The sequence below is a fragment of the Binatus sp. (SeqCode) genome (genome assembly GCF_049584895.1).
Taxonomy (GTDB): Bacteria; Desulfobacterota; Binatia; order Binatales; family Binataceae; genus Binatus.
Map to the genome: position 1 here is coordinate 73,510 of NZ_JBAUYR010000107.1, position 17,415 is coordinate 90,924.

Below are 17,415 nucleotides of genomic sequence, written 5' to 3' on the forward strand. Positions count from 1 at the left end.
CCGAACCTCTAATCGTGACTTCAGCACCTGATCGCATCAAGTGCTGTCGTCATTGCGCTCATTGCAAAATTTACCTCGTCCGGCGCGATCGTCAGCACCGGCGCGAGCCGCACTACGTTGTCCGCATTTAGCGTCCAGTTCACGACTACCCCGCGGGCCAGAGTCGCAGCGACAAATCGATGCGCCACGGCCGAATCGCGAAACTCAATTCCGATGATCATACCAAGTCCGCGCACTGCCGCGATTTCCGGCGCGCGCATCGCCAACAAGCTTCGCACGATCTCCTTGCCAATAGTCGCGGCGCGCTCGTGCAGGCGCTCGCGCAAGATCACGTTCAGACTAGCCAATCCGGCCGCGCAAGAAAGCGGATGGCCCCCAAACGTCGTGATGTGTCCGAGCGGCGGATCATGCGAGAGCGTGCCGAGAACCTCGTTGCGGCTGCATAACGCGCCCAGCGGCAGACCGCCGCCCAGTGCCTTCGCCATCACGATAATGTCGGGCACGACGCCAAAATGCTCGAGCGCGAACATCTTGCCGGTGCGGCCGAAGCCCGTCAGAACTTCGTCAAAGATAAGCAGCGCGCCCGCGCGATCGCATCGCTCACGGATCGCGCGAATGAATCCTGTCTCCGGAATGCGCACGCCGCCCTCAGCCTGAATTGGCTCGACAACCACTGCGGCGATCGTCGAATCGATCTTATCGAGCGCGCTTTGGTTTTCGTTGTCGTACGGCAGGTGCGTCACAGGTCCGGGCAGCGCGCCGAACGGCTCGCGCATCGCGCGATTTCCAGCCAGCGCGAGCGCCCCCATCGTGTCACCGTGATACGCGCCATCGAACGCGACGAAGCCCGCGCGTCCGGTGAACTTGCGCGCCACCTTCAGCGCGCATTCGATCGCCTCCGCGCCGCTGTTGGTGAAATAAACGCGCTCGAGCGGCGGTGGCAGGAGTTCGACCAGGCGCCGCGCCAACATCACCTGGCTCTCGATCATGTACTCGCCGTACACCATGACGTGCAGATGGCGTCGCGCCTGCGCCGCGATAGCCTCAAGCACTTCGGCGTTTCCATGGCCTAACGCAGACACTCCGATTCCCGCGATAAAATCCAGATAGCGCCGCCCGTCGGACGCGACCAGCCAAGAACCTTCGGCGCGAGAAATCTCAAGCCCAATCGGGCAGTCAGACGTCTGCGCGAGGTTCTGGCGGAAGTAATCGCCAAGCTGGGTCATCGCGGTCCCACCATAACGTCGAGGAACTCGCCGCCACCGTGCCGCCAATCAAGCGGCGGCGATTGCATTTCGCCGGGCGCGCAAACGTACGGAATGCCCATCGCCCGTGTTTCGATTTCGCAGTCGTCGCCGGCGACCGCCATTGCCTCAATCCGTCTCGACATATTTCCGATGGACTCGCGAAACTCTGCGAGATCGCTCACTGCGGTCACGTGAACTGTTCTGAATCCCGGCGATACTTTGAACGAATCTGCCTTGGCCTCGAAAACCACCGTCCATTCGAATCCGGGTCCCTCAAACAGCTCGACCGGATCGCCCGCAATCGCACGCCAACGCGCACGCTCGCGGACTCCGCGTATTTCAGCAGCGTCGCGCAATGGGATGCGCGCCGGCAGCATCGAATCGCCAATCCGTTCGAGTGCCGCTGACATTCGGATTGCCAAGTCGCGCGCCGCACTAACGTCAGGACTCACGACGAACACCTGATGGAGGGACAAGCAGCCGAGTTGTTCGAACAACGCGACGTCGCGCGCCAGCAGTTCAGCGACGCCGTCAATGCACGACGCGTCGATAAGCGCCGCGCTGACGCGACTGCCAAATCCGATCACGTCGGACCGGGGGCGGAGCGACGCGATCGTCGCATCGTCGCCGTACGCAACTACGCGCTCGCATTTCGCAATTAACTCATCGGTAAGGTCGGTGCGCCTGCGGCCCCAGTTAAACACCTCGACACGCGTGCCAGCCTCGCGATCGATTTCATCCAGCGTCCGCGCGAACTCCGCTAAAAATATCGGCTCGGCCGACGCCGTTTTGATCAGCACGCGCGCGCCTGCAATCAGCGCGATCGCAATCTCGTGGATCCCCGCGCCCACAACATTACCCGCCGCGATAAATCCTACCGTCTTCGGTTTGCCGTCTCTATTATCCGCGGAAACGCGCGCCGCCATCGCCTTCAACGCATCGCTTGTAAACGGCTTCAGCAGCGCGTCGATCGAATTTTCGAGCATCGCCACCGAATATCCCGCCAAGTCCGCGATTGCCGCGATCGCATCGCGTCGCCGAGCGTAATTGCGGTCGCGCCAGCGCTCGAACGCACGCGCCAGTGCATCGGCCATTCGATCGGCGCCAAGGCCGACATTTTCTGCCCGCAACACGCGTATCTCGCTCGACGCTGACGTCGCGCTCATCGAATATCCTCTGCCGCTTCAGCCGCCGCGAATTCCCCGATCCCGAGCGCGCAGCCTCGCGCTTCGCCCGCCGCTCTGCCCAGCACGTGAACCCGTCCGCGCTCGACGTATCCCAGGTCCTCCGTCATGACGGCGGATACCGATCCGACATTGGCGAGATCGAAAAACGTCAGCATCCCAACTTCGCCGTCTGGCATCGGCCGCAACGTCATGGGATCCCGTGCCGTCACGTGCAGCCACGGCGGTGGAATTTTGTATCTCTCCTCCGCAGTCAACGCGCGGGGACAATTGAACGAGGTCGCGTCGTAGAGCTGCGAGCTCAGTTCCGTCATCCCGTATTCGTTGATCACCATCGCAGGCGCGATCGCCAGCAAATCTCCTGCCTGCGCAATAACCTCCGAGGCTGGCATCGGCACGATCTGCCCCTTCGCCCCGCCGGTATCCATCATTCGCGAGCCTGCCGCGAGCCGAATTTTGCGATTACCGCTCCTCAGCCCGGATGCCAGCGCCGCAAAGGCCGCCGTCGTCCCCATGATGCAGACCGGCTCTCGGCGCGCCTCGCAGTAGGCAAGAAACGCGATCGCCTCCGCTGCATCGACCCGTTCGCGCGACGCTGCCGTCAAAATCCTGCGCGTCCCGAACTCTTCGATACTCCAGCTGATCATCGCTGACAGCGACGACTCCGGCATCACGTCAGCCGTCGGATGCATCGCGAGAATCGCCATGCGCCGTGCGTCGGGGAACAGCATCGTGCGCAGATGGGCCATAGCCGACGCGCGATAAATATCCGGCCGCGCCACGACATGACGCCCGCGCCGCTCACGACCCTGCGTGGTCCCGCTGGTGAGAAAAACGGCCGCATCAGGCGACCGCTCCGCGCGGTCGCTCGCGAGGCATGCATACTTGAACGCGACATTGCTGACCGCCGGGATATCATCGACGCCGCCAACCGCGTCCGGCTGGATCCTGCGCCCCTCGCAATAGCTCCTGTACGCGCCGACTGTTTCGAATTGATGCCGAAAGACGTCCAGCGCGAGACGCTCGAACGATTCAGGCTCGGGCCTGTGGATAAACGTGAGGACCTGTTGGTAGATGGACATCGGCTTGTCGCCACGGCTGGACGCGCTCGATCATGGCACCGCCGCGCGCGCCCATTCAATCCTGTCGGTCCCCGAAAGCACCTTCTGAGGCCCTGAATCGTCATATTTACCTTGATCGCAAAATGTTCTACACTCGGTCCTGTTGATGGGTGGCGGGGATGCCTCGGTGGTGGTCAAAAGGACCGGGCGAGCGGGGCTTTCGACAGGTTACAGCGAGAATACGCAAGCATTGCCGTTCTATTCACACCCAATCTTTGATGTAACGTTTTTGCGACAGATACGTAACTTTGCTAAACGGCTGCCATAGGATCGGGGAGAATCATCGCGAAATGAAGAAATTTGTCGCCGGCGTCATGCTTGGCTTTATGGCTAGTTGGGCCTTAGCTTTCGCGTCCCCCAATGTGAGTCACGATGGCAGTTTCTGGAACCGCCTCAATACCGCCGCCAAAGACGGTTACGTTAACGGCTATTCCGACGCGATGCGCGTCAGTGTCGGCAAGCTCGACGTGCTCAATTCCGCCGCTGACCTTTTTCATTGGAAGGGCGCCCGCCGCATTATCCATCAGCTCTCGGGACAACTCTCGATGGGTGACGTGAGCGCGAACCAGGCCGTCAAGCGGCTCGACGAGTTGTATTCGAATCAGAAGTACAGCGAGCTCGACCTTGGCGAGGCGCTCCAGACCCTTACTATTCGCGCCAACGAAACCGCGATGCCCGACGCGCCAGCGCAGAACACGAAGTAAAACACTACTCGTTCTCATTGTAACGAGGCGGCCTCGCCAGGGACCGCCTCTTTTTTTCGATCACAATCGCGCTTGAAACCACGGGTGCGCGGTCCTAGCCTAATTCGCAGGAAATCGTTGTGAACGCACCCCCATTCCTGCTCGAGAAAGTTCTGCGCGCCACCGTCGGCGTGCATTCGCATATCCCGCCGACGCATGTCTCGACCGCGATTGGCCTCGGTACCGACCGCCGCGGCACCGGCACGGTAGTCAGCCCCGACGGCTTGATCCTTACCGTGCACTACCTGCTGCTCGGCGCGAAAAACGTGATCGTCACGATGCCCGGCGGCGAGCAGCTCGAAGCTAAAATCGTCGGCAAGGACTACAGCACCGGCATCGGCCTGCTGCAGATCGATCGCGATAAGCTCCCCAGCATCGAAGTTATCTCGTCGGAAAAATGCGTCGCCGGGCAGGAGGCGTTTACCGTCTCGAGTCTCGGCGGCGAAAAGCGATGCGCCGATTGCGGCATCATCACCTACCTCGGCCCCTTCGACGCCGTGTGGGAGTTCGTACTCGACAAATGCGTCTGCGTCACCGCATCATCGCTGAACATCGGGATGAGCGGTGGACCGATTTGCAATCTCCAGGCGCAGCTGGTCGGCATCAACTACCTGAACTTCGCCGATCTGAGCCGCGCGATTCTTGGCGTGCCGGGCGAAAGTTTCCTCGCCGTGCGCGACGAGCTGATCAAACACGGCCGCCGCACCACCGCCACTCCCCGCGCGTGGCTCGGCGTGCTCTCTTACACACTGCGCGAGCATGTCGTTATCGCGGGCGTCATGCCGGGCGGTCCCGGCGAGAAAGCCGGCCTCCAGCAGGGCGACCTCGTCATCTCGATCGACGACACCGACGTGAACGACCGGCGCGTGCTCTACGAGGCGCTCCGCAATCATCGCCCCGGCGAAAACGTCAACCTCAAGGTCCTGCGCAACAATCGCGTCTACCAGCTCGATATTCCCGCCATCCGCGCCGAAGATTACTTCGCCTGAAATTCACGGAGCGTCCCGATGAATGAACAAAGAGCGCGACTGCGCGACTTGCTCGCCGGCCCCGAAATGATCGTGGCGCCCTTCGTCTACGACTGCCTGCAGGCAAAACTCGCGGCCGCCGCCGGCTTCGATGCGGTCTACATGACCGGCTTCGGCACGGCAGCCGCGCGCGGATATCCCGACCTCGGCCTGCTCACGATGACTGAGATGGTCGCCAATGCACGCGCAATCTCTCAGTCGGTAAATGTCCCTGTCATCTGCGACGCCGACACCGGCTACGGCAATCCGCTCAACGTATGGCGCACCGTGCGTGAGTACGAAGACGCGGGGGCATCGGCTCTCCACATCGAAGACCAGGTGTTCCCCAAGCGATGCGGTTTCCTCGCCGGCAAGCAGGTCATCGCGATGGAAGATATGGTCCCGAAGGTACGCGCGGCCTGCGACGCCCGCCGCGACAGGAATCTCGTAGTGATCGCCCGCACCGACGCGCTCGCCGTCAACGGATGGGACGACGCAATCCGCCGCGCGCACGCCTATCGCGAAGCCGGCGCTGACCTAATCTTCGTCGACGGAATCAAAACCCTCGACGACCTGAAGCAATACGCGGAAAAACTCGGTGACCTTCCGCTAATCTACAACGGCGACCTGCTGCCCATCGACGACCTGAAAAAATATTCATTCAAGATAACCATCCACATCGGCACGATGCTGACGATATACGACGCGATCCGCTCCGCAATGACCGACCTGAAGCGCACCGGCAAACTAGGAGTTGGCACCAGCTCGCAGGTATTCGAAGCCTTCGTCGAGACGATGGGCGTCGCGGACTACCAGTCGCTCGAAAAAAAATATACCGACTAGGCTTCCCCTCTCCCAGAATGGGAGAGGATCGAAGGTGAGGATCCGAATACATCGCGCGATGTTTTCGCGCGCGATTCAAGATTCCGCTTCTCTCTGCGATTGTTCCCCTTCCCTCGAGGGAGGGCTTAGGGATTAGGTTCCGTGCCTCTCCGCTATACGTCCTTGAACGCCGCCTTCTTCTGCGACGCTTCAATCGCCGCCTGCGCCGCTGCCAGCCGCGCTACCGGAATCCGATACGGCGAGCACGATACGTAGTCGAGGCCCAGGCGATGACACAGCTTGACGCTGGCGGGATCGCCGCCGTGCTCCCCGCAAATCCCGATCTTCAATTTCTTGTTCGACTTGCGCCCGCGCTCGATTCCAATTCGCATCAACTCGCCGACGCCCACCGGATCGAGTTCCGCAAACGGGTCTTTCTGGTAGACCCCGGTGCGAATGTAGTCTGGAAGAAATTTTCCCGAGTCATCGCGCGAGATCCCATATGTCATCTGCGTCAAGTCGTTGGTCCCGAACGAAAAGAATTCCGCAACCTCGCCGATTTGATCTGCGACCACGCACGCGCGTGGCACTTCGATCATCGTGCCGATCGTGTACGCCACCTTCATCCCGCGCTCCTTGAACACGGCGTCCGCCACTTCGCGAATCTGCGCCGCCAGGATGTCGAATTCGCGACGCTCGCCGATCAGCGGCAGCATGATTTCGGGCATCGCCTTGACGCCTTGCCTGCGCAGCTCGCACGCCGCCTCGATAATCGCGCGCGCCTGCGCCTGGTAAATCTCCGGGAAGCTGATTCCGAGCCGCGACCCGCGATGCCCCAACATCGGATTCACCTCGAACAAGCTCGCGCGCACCTGCTTCAGATGCTCGAGGGTGGTGCCGATCTTTGCCGCCAGGTCGCGCAGCTCATTGTCCTCGTGCGGGATAAATTCGTGCAGCGGTGGATCGAGCAACCGAATCGTGACCGGCAATCCCTGCATCGCCTTCAGGATTCCGACGAAGTCCTCGCGCTGCATCGGCAGGATCTTCGCCAGCGCGCGCCCGCGTTGCTGCGCGTTCTCCGCCATGATCATTTCGCGCACCGCAGATATTCGCTGGGGATCGAAAAACATATGCTCGGTGCGGCAGAGCCCGATTCCTTCGGCACCAAAGTCGCGCGCGATCTTCGCGTCATCGGGAGTGTCGGCATTGGCGCGCACTCCCAGCTTGCGCACCGCGTCCGCCCACGACAGAAATTTTTTGAAGTACGCCGGCATCTCGGGCTCGACCGTCGGCACCCGCCCCTCGATCACTTCGCCCGCCGATCCGTCGAGCGTGATGTACTCGCCGCGACGAATCACCGCGCCGTTGGCCGACAGTGTGCCCGCGCCGTAGTCGATCTCGAGCGCTGAGACTCCCGCCACGCACGACTTGCCCATCCCGCGCGCGACAACAGCCGCATGACTGGTCATCCCGCCGCGCGCCGTGAGGATTCCTTCCGCCACCTGCATTCCGTGGATGTCTTCCGGCGAGGTCTCGAGTCGCACCAGGATTACTTTGCGCCCGGCCTCCGCGACGGCAACGGCTTCGTCCGCCGAAAAAACCACTTCGCCGTTGACTGCGCCCGGCGACGCCGGTAGCCCGCGGGCGATCACGTGCTTTTTGCTCGACGGGTCGAGCCGCGGATGCAGAAACTGTTCGAGCTGTTCCGGCTCGACGCGCTTTAGCGCGGTCTTGCGATCGATCAATTTTTCGTCGGCCATATCGACAGCGATTCGGACCGCAGCCTGAGCCGTCCGCTTGCCATTGCGCGTCTGCAGCATGAACAGGCGATTGCGCTCGATCGTAAATTCCATGTCCTGCGTATCGCGAAAATGCTTTTCAAGCCGCGTCGAGATTTGCAGCAGCTGCTTGTAGACGTCCGGAAAACTTTCCTCGAGCGTCGGAAATTGCGCCGCGCGCTCAGCCTCATCGATTCCCGCGCGTTTAGCCCACTCGCGCCCCGCCTTAACACTGATCTGCCGGCCGGTGCGGATGCCAGCGACGACGTCCTCGCCCTGCGCGTTCGGCAGATACTCCCCGTAGATTCCCTTCTCGCCGGTGCCGGGATCGCGCGTGAACGCAACGCCGGTCGCGCAATCGTCGCCGAGATTCCCGAACACCATCGATTGCACCGTGACGGCGGTGCCCCAGTCGCCCGGGATATTGTTGATCTTCCGGTAGGTGATCGCGCGATCGTTGTGCCACGAGTCGAACACCGCGCCAATCGCCATCCAAAGCTGCTCGCGCGGATCCTGGGGGATGTCGCGCCCGACGCGCGATCGAATCAGCGCGCGAAACTCGCCGACCAGTTCCTGCAAGTCGTCGACGTTCAGGTCAGTGTCGTTCTTGACCCCGCGCGTCGCCTTCTTGTGATCGATAATTTCCTCGAACGGATCCGGATCGTTCTTGTTCTCCGGCTTCAGCTTGAGCACGACGTCGCCGAACATTTGGCAGAAGCGCCGGTATGAGTCCCACGCAAAGCGCGGGTTGCCGCTGATTTGTTCGAGCCCCTTTACAGTCTCGTCGGTGAGTCCGAGATTCAGCACGGTGTCCATCATTCCCGGCATCGAAACGCGCGCGCCCGATCGCACCGACACCAGCAGCGGATTCTTCGCATCGCCGAACTTGCGCCCGAGCGCTTTCTCGACCCGCGCGACGCTCTTCGCCACGCCTTCGGTCAGCCCCTTCGGATACTTGTGGCCGTGATCGTAAAAGTAGTTGCAGACCTTGGTCGAGATCGTGAACCCCGGCGGCACCGGCAGCTTGAGCCGCGCCATCTCAGCGAGGTTCGCGCCCTTACCGCCCAGCAGATTGCGCATCTCGGCGCGTCCTTCCGCCACGCCCGCGCCGAAAAAGTAGATCTCAGGATGAATGCGACCCATGTGAAATCGTTGCTCCCTTCACCGCATCAAAACCGTGCGGCGACAATTTTAAATTTGTTAGTTTTTAACGGGTCCAGCCGATTCGATCTGCGATCACTTCGACCAGCCGCGCGACCGGCACGCGCTCCTGCGTCATCGCATCGCGATCGCGGATCGTCACCGTGTCGTCTTCCATCGTCTGATGATCGATCGTCACGCCGTACGGCGTCCCGACTTCATCCTGACGCCGATAGCGCCGGCCAATCGATCCCGCTTGATCGTAGGCAACCGTGAAATGCCGCTTCAACGCGTCACGAATCGCGATCGCTTTCTCGGGTTGTCCAGCCTTACGCAGCAGCGGATACACCGCAACTTTAATCGGCGCGAGTCGTGGATCGAGCCGCAGCACAATTCGCTCCTCGTTATCGACCACGTCCTCGTCGTACGCATCGAGCATGAACGCGAGCATCGCGCGATCGACGCCGAGCGCCGGCTCGATCACCCACGGCCGAAAACGGGTCTTGGTATCTTCATCGAAGTAGGTCAGGTCCTTGCCGCTGAACTTCGCGTGCTGATCAAGGTCGAAGCTGCCGCGTTTGGCCACGCCCTCCAACTCGCCCCATCCGAACGGATACAAAAACTCGATATCGGTAGTGCCGCTCGAATAATGCGACAACTCATCGCTCGCATGCTCACGCTTGCGCAGATGGTCGGCCTTGATTCCGAACTTCACGTGCCAGTTGAATCGGAAATCGACCCAGTATCGATACCACTTCTCTTCCTCCGCCGTGTCGGGACGGACGAAGAACTCCATCTCCATCTGCTCGAACTCGCGGGTGCGGAAAATAAAATTCTCGGTGGTGATTTCGTTGCGGAACGATTTGCCCTGCTGCGCGACGCCGAACGGCAGCTTGACTCGCTGCGTGTCCACGATGTTCTCGAAGTTCGAAAAAATTCCCTGCGCGGTTTCCGGCCGCAGGTAGACCACCGAAGCAGTCTCTTCGACCGGCCCCATGAAGGTCTTGAACATCAGGTTGAAATTGCGCGCCGGCGTCAGTTCGCCACCGCACTCGGGGCATTTTGTACCTTCAATATGATCGGCGCGAAAACGATTCTTGCACTCTTTGCAATCGACCAGCGGGTCGGTGAAATTCTGCAGATGCCCCGACGCTTCCCAGGTTCGCGGATGCTGAAAAATCGCCGAGTCCAGCCCCAGCACGTCGCTGCGGTACTGGACCATCTCGCGCCACCACGCTTCCTTGACGTTGCGCTTAAGCTCGACCCCTAGCGGGCCGTAGTCGAACGTCGATCCAAGTCCCCCGTAGATGTCGCTGGTCGGGAAAACAATTCCGCGCCGCTTGCACAGGTTAACCAGTTTTTCCATCGTGACCGCGCGTTTGGTCGCGGGCACTGCGTTTTCCGCAGACAAAAATCCCTCCTGGATCGTGCGTGACAGCCGGACTAGCCCAGGCTGATTATTTCGGCGGAGACCTCGCCGCCGTTTCCGATTTCGAGTATCGCGACCGTTCCCGGTACTCCAACAAGATTTCGCGGCAGCGTGGCACTGCCCGGATTGACCACCAGCGTCGCACCGAATCGCGTTACACCCTCGACGTGACTGTGACCCTGCACGACGACGTCCACCGGCCCGCCGAATTGCGTATTCATCGCGCGCGCGAACACTTCGTCGGACGTTTCATCCGGCGTCGGAATCGCATGCACCAGACCGATTCGCACGCCTGCGATCTCGAGCAGGTGTGCCTCGCGCACGCGGTCGTCGGCCTCGAGCCGATAGCGATGCCCATCGAGGCCTTCATCGCCATTCCCGAGCGCCGCGATAACCGGTGCAATCGCCGACAACTCGTCGAGTACGCGATTCACGTAAACGTCGCCCGCATGCATCACGAGATCGATCCCGGCAAACACCTCGAACACCTTTTCCGGGAGATGCTCGCAGGCTTCGGGGATATGAGTGTCAGAGATAAGCCCGATTCGCATTACGATTCGCTCCGGGCGCACACGCCCGCCGAGCGCGAATCCCGAAGCTTATCACGCCCCCAAACCCCCCGCAATTTTCGTCAGCAACACGAATCTATCCACACAAAGATATGGCCGTTTTCCTGAAGCTCATGCTAGAACCCGCGATAGAGGTGAACTCTCGATGCGAATTTCGACGCTCGTCATCTGCGCATTCGTGATTGGAGGTATGCTCGCGCTTGGAGGATGCGGTCACAAGCTGGTCGCGCACAACGGCGAGAGCACTGTAGCCGTCTATCCCGACGAGGCCACCTTCATCAAACTGGTCGATTTGAAAAAGCAGGGGGGAGTCGGCGGAATGATCGGAGGCCTCGGCGAAGGCCTGGCCGCCAGGCAGGTCGACAACAACACCCCGGTGCGAATCGTCAGCAGCGACGAGAGGGGTGCTCAGATAGAAGTCACCGACGGCGAGTTCAAAGGCCTGAAAGGTTTCGTCGCAAGAGACAACGTCCGCTAGGACGTCACCCGATACTGCCGCGGACTCGATCCAATCACGCCGATCCGCTCGAGCTCCGCGACCTCATCGTCGGTCATCCCGAGCGTTTCCGCGAAGACCTGCCGGTTATGCTCGCCCAGCAGCGGCGCGGGATTGTCGGCGCGCAACGGAGTCTCCGGAATACGTGCGACGGCGCCCGGATAGAGATGCGTCCCGACGACGGCGCGATCGATCGCGACAAAATATTCGCGGCTCTGGATTTGCGGATCGGCCATCACCGCCGACGCTGGATTCACCGGCGCTGCGAGAACTCCCGCATCGCGAAGACGCGCGACGCAGTCCTCGGCGTTCAGCGGCGCGAGCGCGCGCGACAATTCCGTATCGAGCGCATCCTCGTCGGCTTTCCGCTCCGACGCAGTCGCGAACCGCTGGTCGTCAATTCCCAACGCATGCGCGAGGCTTCGCCACTGATCGTTGGTCTCGCAGGCGAGCGCAATCCAGTTGTCTTCTTCCGCGCAACGGTAAATTCCGTGGGGCGCGTGCTCGCGATGCCGGTTGCCGCGCGCCGCCGCCACTTTTCCAGTGAATTGAAAATCGAGCATCGCATCGGTAACGAACGGAATCAGCGACTCGACCTGCGCCAGCTCGATCAACTGCCCGCGCCCCGTCCGTTCGCGCTCGCGAATCGCCACCATCAGCGCGAACACGCCATGCAATCCGCCGACCGGATCGCCCAGCGCGTTGCTGAGCGTGTAACGCTGCCCCGTGCCGTCGTGGTAACCGGTCAGGCCCGTCACTCCCGCCATCGCCTCGACCGTGTTGCCGTAGCCACGCGCGTTGCATTCAGGACCGTCGCTCCCAAACGACGGCATCGAGATCATGATGAGCCGCGGATTAATCGCGCTCACCGATTGGTAGCCGAGCCCGAGCCGATCCATCACACCGGGACTGAAATTCTCGACCAGGACGTCAGAGACTTCGATCATCCGTTTCAGGATTTCGATTCCGCGCGCGCTGGCGAGGTCGAGGGTGACTCCTCGCTTGCCGCGATTGGCGGTATTGAAGACCGCGGCGCGTTCGATCGGTTGCATCTCCGGCGGCGCCATCGAGAGCGAACCGCGCCACCAGTCGAAGTGATGGGTATCCTCGACCTTGATCACATCGGCGCCCATCTCGGCGAACATCTGGCCGACCAGCGGCCCCGCCCATCCCATCGAGATGTCGAGCACCCGAAGCTTGCCGTCGAAGATTGAATTCATATTGCGCCCGCTCTTTTCAATGTCTCGATTTCAGCGTCGCTCAATCCCAGTCGCCCACCGAATATTTCGCGATTGTGCTCGCCCAGTCGCGGCGCCGGCCGCGACGCTTCAGCGCGATGCGAAGTCAGTCGCAACGGCGTTCCCGGCACTCGAAACTTGCCGAGCACCGGATCGTCGATCGTCTCGAAATAATTGCGCGCTCGCGTCTGCTCCCACTCCAGCACCTCGGCTACGCTCGGAATCGGCACGAGCGGAATCGCGCGGCGCTGCCCCTCGCGGTACAGCCACTTGCGTTCGCGCCCGATGAAAAACGCTTCGACGATTTCAAGCAGCGCATCGTTGTTGAGCATCCGGTTCAGCGCGCTATTGAACCGCGGATCGGAAGCAAGCTCGCGCCGTCCCATCAGATCGCACAGCCCTTGGAACTGCTTGTCGGTCACGCAATGCAGGCCCGCGTATCCGTCTTTGCATTTGAGCGTCACGATCAAGAACGGACCGACCGCGAAGCGCTTGCCTGCGCGGCTGCGCACGATCCCGGTGTACTGAAACGTGACGGTCTCGTAGATCATCGTCGCGACTGTCGCCTCGAGAATCGAGACGTCGATATGTTGGCCGTGCCCAAGTCCCAAATCGCGCGCGGCCAGCGCTTGCATTGCGGCAATCGCGCCATAGAGCGCCGCGACGTATTGCGCGAGCGAGCCAGGCGGCGTCAGCGGTTCGCGATCGCGCTCGCCTACGGGAAACGTCCATCCGCCGCGCGCGAACAGCACCAGATCGTTCAGCTTGCCGTCGCGCTCCGGCCCGTCCTGCCCGAAATTCGAAATCGAAATTACCGACAGCTTCGGAAACTTCGCGATTAACTCGTCGGGCGCGAGACCAAGCGCCGCGAGAGTGCCGGGTGCGAAATTTTCAATCAGGAGATCGGCGCCGTCGAGCAGTCTCGCGAGAAGTTCGCAGCCGCGCTCATGCTTGAGGTTAAGCGTGACGCCGCGTTTGTTGAGATTGAGAAACGCGAACAGGCCGTCGCGATCTTCATCGGCCGCGCGATGCGGCCCGAGCTTGCGTCCGCCGTCGCCCCATGGAGGCTCAACCTTGACGACCTCGGCGCCCATGTCCGCCAGCAACTTGGTCGCGTACGGACCCGCGATAAAGTGAGTGAGATCGACGACGCGAATGTCGCTGAGCGCGCGATACCGCATTCGCGTAATCGAGCGCATCGAGACGCGCGCTGTCAAATGAAATTGCTGTACTCAGGTACGAGAGTGACGCAGACTGAAAAAATGAAAACCAGAAAAATTGGAAGCAGCGGATTGACTGGGTCGGCGATCTCTCGGATGAATGGGCATGTCGGATTTATACGGGCCGCGCTACGATGCTCAGTCGATGGGCAAGCACGCGCGCCGACGAGGTCGCGCCGGAAGGCGTCGCGGCCGGAGGAGATATCCCGCTGCGCTGATGGGTTCGAGCAATCGCTAACGCTGCTGCTCGAACCTAGACCTTCGGCACTTCCATACCCTTCTTCACAGCGGGACGCTCGCCGACTGCGGCTAGCCATCGTGCGACGTTTGCGCCTTCGCCAACTGCGTCGGGCTTCACCGCCTTGATCGCCGGAAAGCCGACGACGACCCACGGATAGGTGGCGATATCTGCGATTGAGTATGCGCCCGCCATGTATTCGTTATTCGCCAACTGACTGTCGAGCACCTTGATCAGGCGCGCTGATTCGTTGGCGTAGCGATCGATCGCGTACGAAATCTTTTCAGGCGCCGCGTTGACGAAATGGCCCGCCTGTCCGAACATCGGACCGACATTTGCCATCTGCCAGAAAAGCCATTCGAGCACTTTGGCGCGCCCGGGATCTTTCGCGGGCAGGAACTTCCCGGTCTTTTCCGCCAGATGAACGAGTATCGCGCCCGACTCAAAAATCGAGACGCCCGCGTCACGATCGACGATCGCGGGAATCTTGCTGTTCGGACAAATCTTCACGTACTCCGGCTTGAACTGATCGCCGTTGCGGATGTTGATCGGATGAACCGAGTACTCGAGCCCGCATTCCTCGAGCATGATCGCAGGCTTGCGGCCATTAGGCGTCGTCCAAGTGTAGAGATCGATCATAGTGGTACTTCCTTTCTGCGCATAGTGATTGTTCGTTGCTATCACACGGGCCAATCGCAGCCCACTGTGAGAATTTTTCTGCGATCCCTAACGGGGTTTCTTCCTTGCCGCTTTGCGGATTGTTCTGCGTGGGTTCCCGATATGATGTGCTGCACTCTCGTGCTGGCGCATCTCACGAATTATATCGACAATCTCTTTGGCGGAAAGGTCGGTGTCGACGCCGGCCACGTCGAGCGGCGAGTGAGGCGATCGGTCCGGCTGGATGATAAAGACCTGGCCGTCGCGGCGTTTCACGCGCACCGCGCCTTCCCGACGCGCCCGCTCGAGAATCGCCGCGAACTTCTGGCGCGCTTCGGAAAATGTATAGACCGTCATTGCGGTATCTCCATTACTTTTATTCCGGCGTCGGTTGCAGCGGCCACCAAGCCCTGATCGAGCGAAAGTACGGGGCAGCGATGCTGCAGCGCGCAGACGAGCACGTATGCATCATAAGCGTAGAGACCAAGATCATGCGCGACTTCGAGCGTTCGCTCGAGCTCAACATCAGAAAAGCGGATAGGAATCTGCTGATACGACGAGAGTGCACGCTGCGCGGCGCGCAAGGTAATTCGCCGACGTTTGAACATGGCGGAAAATGCATTTCCTATTTCCCAATGCACGGAGAGCGGCGCAATCAACTCTGCGGCAGCGGTCGCTCGTATCAGAGCCGCGCGATGAGGCTCTCGGACCAGGACCGCGATAATAACCGAAGTATCGATTACTATTTCCATACTTGTTCAATTGTACAATAGTCTAGAGGTGGAATGCCATTGTGCGCATGGCCGCATTTTTGCCGCGCGTTTCGCGCTTGTCAGGAACCTGTGATGCGCGATAACGATCCGAATGCACGCGCTTTCTGACCGCGAGGAGAACCGCCATGCAAAGTGTTGCTGAAATCGAAGCTAGTCCTGAAGTTCAGGATCTGCGCAATCGCGTTTCCGGATTTCTCGACGAGCTGATTTATCCCAACGAAAAGATTCTCGAGCGCGGCGGCGAGGAAGCGTCGCGCACGTTCAAATCGATACAGGCCGAGGCGAAAAAGCGCGGGCTGTGGGCGCTCGGATTGCCAAAAGAGATCGGCGGCGGCGGGCTCGAGTTCATGCCTTACGTATTCGTCAATGAAATCGTCGGGCGCAGCGAGTACGCGATCGCCGGCCTCGGGACGCACTCGGCGCAGGACGCCACCATGCTGCACCTGTACGGAAATCCCGAACAGAAAAAGCGCTGGCTCGCGCCGCTGGTCAACGGCGACATCTATCCGAGCTTCTCAATGACCGAGCCCGAAGTATCCGGCGCCGACCCGACCGGATTGCGCACGCGCGCAGTGCAGGACGGCGACGAATGGGTGATCAACGGGCACAAGTGGTTCACCAGCGGCGCCAACGTGGCGGCGTTTTCGACCGTGATGTGCGTGACGGAGCCCGACGCGCCCGCGCACGAGCGCTTCAGTATGATCGTCGTGCCCACGGATACCAAGGGCTACCAGATCGTGCGCATCGTGCCCGTGATGGGCGAGACGTCGGGCGGGCATTGCGAGATCAAATATACCGACGTGCGAGTGCCGCTGACCAACCTGCTCGGTCCGCGCGGGCAGGCGTTCACGATCGCGCAAAAGCGGCTCGGCCCCGGCCGCATCTACCATTGCATGCGATGGCTGGGGCAGGCGCAGCGCGCGTTCGAGCTGATGGTGGATCGGGCAATCAATCGACAGGCGTTTGGCGGCCCGCTGTCCGACAAGCAGACGATTCAGAACTGGATTGCTGATTCGGCCGCCGAGATCCAGGCCGCGCGATTGCTCACGCTCAACGCAGCCGCGAAAATCGACGCGGGCGACGAGGCGCGCGTCGAGATATCACTGATCAAGTTCTTCGGCGCGAAGGTGCTGCACGACGTGATCGATCGCGCAATCCAGGTGCATGGCGCTATGGGCGTGTCGGAGGACACTCCTTTGGCCCGGATGTACCGTCATGCGCGCTTCGCACGAATTTACGATGGGCCCGACGAAGTACATCGGATGGTCGTATCGCGACGGATCGTGAGCGAGTTCAAGAAAGGCCGCAAGTGGGACTTCGGCCGCGGTATCACGAAGAAGGGAAAATGAATCAAATAAATCACCTGCGCGGTGGGCGGCAGGGGTGACCCCTGCACCCAGTATAAGAGAAGACGCCAAATCCGCGCGGCGCGTCTTTCGCGAAAGGTTATCGGACGGAATTGTTAGAGCGCGTTGACGCCGCGCTCGCCGGTGCGGATACGCACGACTTCTTCCATCGGCATTACGAAGATTTTGCCGTCGCCGATTCTGCCGGTTCGCGCCGCGCGCTCGATAGTCTCAACCACCTGCGCTGCCAGCTCGTCCGAGACGATTATTTCGAGCTTGACCTTGGGCAGAAAATCCACGACGTATTCGGCGCCGCGGTACAGCTCGGTATGCCCCTTCTGACGGCCGAATCCTTTGACCTCGCTGACCGTGAGACCCTGCACCCCGATACTCGACAGGGCCTCTTT

Annotated in this window: 17 protein-coding genes; 5 read left to right on the plus strand and 12 right to left on the minus strand. The window is 60.9% G+C overall.

Annotated features, from left to right (window positions below; all coding sequences use genetic code 11):
• Positions 1-20: 20 nt before the first annotated feature.
• The 3 genes from WB650_RS19180 to WB650_RS19190 are packed head-to-tail and all read right to left on the minus strand — an operon-like array spanning position 21 to position 3,513.
• Positions 21-1,226 carry an aspartate aminotransferase family protein gene (locus WB650_RS19180; RefSeq protein ID WP_422307438.1) on the minus strand — a complete coding sequence of 402 codons (1,206 nt, stop codon included), beginning with the start codon at positions 1,224-1,226 and terminating at the stop codon, positions 21-23.
• Positions 1,223-2,413 carry an acyl-CoA reductase gene (locus WB650_RS19185; protein ID WP_422307440.1) on the minus strand — a complete coding sequence of 397 codons (1,191 nt, stop codon included), beginning with the start codon at positions 2,411-2,413 and terminating at the stop codon, positions 1,223-1,225. Before WB650_RS19185 ends, WB650_RS19180 begins: the two co-directional genes overlap by 4 nt.
• Positions 2,410-3,513, minus strand: a complete 1,104-nt coding sequence (locus WB650_RS19190) for a hypothetical protein (protein ID WP_422307442.1) — start codon at positions 3,511-3,513, stop codon at positions 2,410-2,412. The genes WB650_RS19185 and WB650_RS19190 overlap by 4 nt, the downstream gene beginning before the upstream one ends.
• A gap of 329 nt (positions 3,514-3,842) precedes the next feature.
• On the opposite strand from WB650_RS19190, the gene WB650_RS19195 reads away from it, so the two are divergent.
• From WB650_RS19195 to WB650_RS19205, 3 genes are all read left to right on the plus strand, one after another.
• Positions 3,843-4,256, plus strand: a complete 414-nt coding sequence (locus tag WB650_RS19195) for a hypothetical protein (RefSeq protein ID WP_423961635.1) — start codon at positions 3,843-3,845, stop codon at positions 4,254-4,256.
• A gap of 119 nt (positions 4,257-4,375) precedes the next feature.
• Positions 4,376-5,284, plus strand: a complete 909-nt coding sequence (locus tag WB650_RS19200) for a S1C family serine protease (protein WP_422306874.1) — start codon at positions 4,376-4,378, stop codon at positions 5,282-5,284.
• A gap of 18 nt (positions 5,285-5,302) precedes the next feature.
• The gene (locus WB650_RS19205; protein ID WP_423961638.1) at positions 5,303-6,145 is read left to right on the plus strand and encodes an isocitrate lyase/PEP mutase family protein; all 843 of its coding nucleotides are present in this window, start codon (positions 5,303-5,305) and stop codon (positions 6,143-6,145) included.
• A 152-nt stretch (positions 6,146-6,297) separates the two neighbouring features.
• On the opposite strand, the gene ppdK is transcribed toward WB650_RS19205, so the two are convergent.
• The 3 genes from ppdK to WB650_RS19220 form a co-directional block, all read right to left on the minus strand.
• The gene (gene ppdK, locus WB650_RS19210; protein WP_422306876.1) at positions 6,298-9,045 is read right to left on the minus strand and encodes a pyruvate, phosphate dikinase; all 2,748 of its coding nucleotides are present in this window, start codon (positions 9,043-9,045) and stop codon (positions 6,298-6,300) included.
• Between the two features lie 64 nt (positions 9,046-9,109).
• On the minus strand, positions 9,110-10,408 hold the full coding sequence (locus tag WB650_RS19215; RefSeq protein ID WP_423961648.1) for a glycine--tRNA ligase: 1,299 nt from the start codon (positions 10,406-10,408) through the stop codon (positions 9,110-9,112).
• 77 nt (positions 10,409-10,485) lie between these two features.
• The gene (locus WB650_RS19220; RefSeq protein WP_422306533.1) at positions 10,486-11,022 is read right to left on the minus strand and encodes a metallophosphoesterase family protein; all 537 of its coding nucleotides are present in this window, start codon (positions 11,020-11,022) and stop codon (positions 10,486-10,488) included.
• A 163-nt stretch (positions 11,023-11,185) separates the two neighbouring features.
• On the opposite strand from WB650_RS19220, the gene WB650_RS19225 reads away from it, so the two are divergent.
• Positions 11,186-11,518: a hypothetical protein gene (locus WB650_RS19225; RefSeq protein WP_422306535.1), complete on the plus strand. Its 333-nt coding sequence runs from the start codon at positions 11,186-11,188 to the stop codon at positions 11,516-11,518.
• On the opposite strand, the gene WB650_RS19230 is transcribed toward WB650_RS19225, so the two are convergent.
• The 5 genes from WB650_RS19230 to WB650_RS19250 form a co-directional block, all read right to left on the minus strand.
• Positions 11,515-12,756, minus strand: coding sequence for a CaiB/BaiF CoA transferase family protein (locus WB650_RS19230; protein ID WP_423961640.1), 1,242 nt, complete (start codon positions 12,754-12,756; stop codon positions 11,515-11,517). The two genes, WB650_RS19225 and WB650_RS19230, sit on opposite strands and share 4 nt — an antisense overlap.
• Complete coding sequence (locus tag WB650_RS19235) at positions 12,753-13,991, minus strand: CaiB/BaiF CoA transferase family protein (RefSeq protein WP_423961642.1); 1,239 nt, start codon at positions 13,989-13,991, stop codon at positions 12,753-12,755. The genes WB650_RS19230 and WB650_RS19235 overlap by 4 nt, the downstream gene beginning before the upstream one ends.
• 256 nt (positions 13,992-14,247) lie before the next feature.
• The gene (locus WB650_RS19240; RefSeq protein ID WP_422306541.1) at positions 14,248-14,871 is read right to left on the minus strand and encodes a glutathione S-transferase N-terminal domain-containing protein; all 624 of its coding nucleotides are present in this window, start codon (positions 14,869-14,871) and stop codon (positions 14,248-14,250) included.
• A gap of 87 nt (positions 14,872-14,958) precedes the next feature.
• Positions 14,959-15,246 (minus strand): type II toxin-antitoxin system Phd/YefM family antitoxin, encoded by a 288-nt coding sequence (locus WB650_RS19245; RefSeq protein ID WP_422306543.1) that lies wholly within the window; start codon positions 15,244-15,246, stop codon positions 14,959-14,961.
• A complete protein-coding gene (locus WB650_RS19250; protein WP_422306545.1) occupies positions 15,243-15,641 on the minus strand; it encodes a type II toxin-antitoxin system VapC family toxin in 399 nt (132 codons plus the stop codon). Before WB650_RS19250 ends, WB650_RS19245 begins: the two co-directional genes overlap by 4 nt.
• Before the next feature lie 146 nt (positions 15,642-15,787).
• Between WB650_RS19250 and WB650_RS19255 the strand changes: the two genes are divergently transcribed.
• Positions 15,788-17,011, plus strand: coding sequence for an acyl-CoA dehydrogenase family protein (locus WB650_RS19255; protein WP_422306547.1), 1,224 nt, complete (start codon positions 15,788-15,790; stop codon positions 17,009-17,011).
• A gap of 113 nt (positions 17,012-17,124) precedes the next feature.
• Here the strand turns inward: WB650_RS19255 and WB650_RS19260 are convergent.
• Positions 17,125-17,415, minus strand: a 291-nt coding sequence (locus WB650_RS19260) for a P-II family nitrogen regulator (protein WP_423961645.1), incomplete at its 5' end; no start/stop codon positions are given.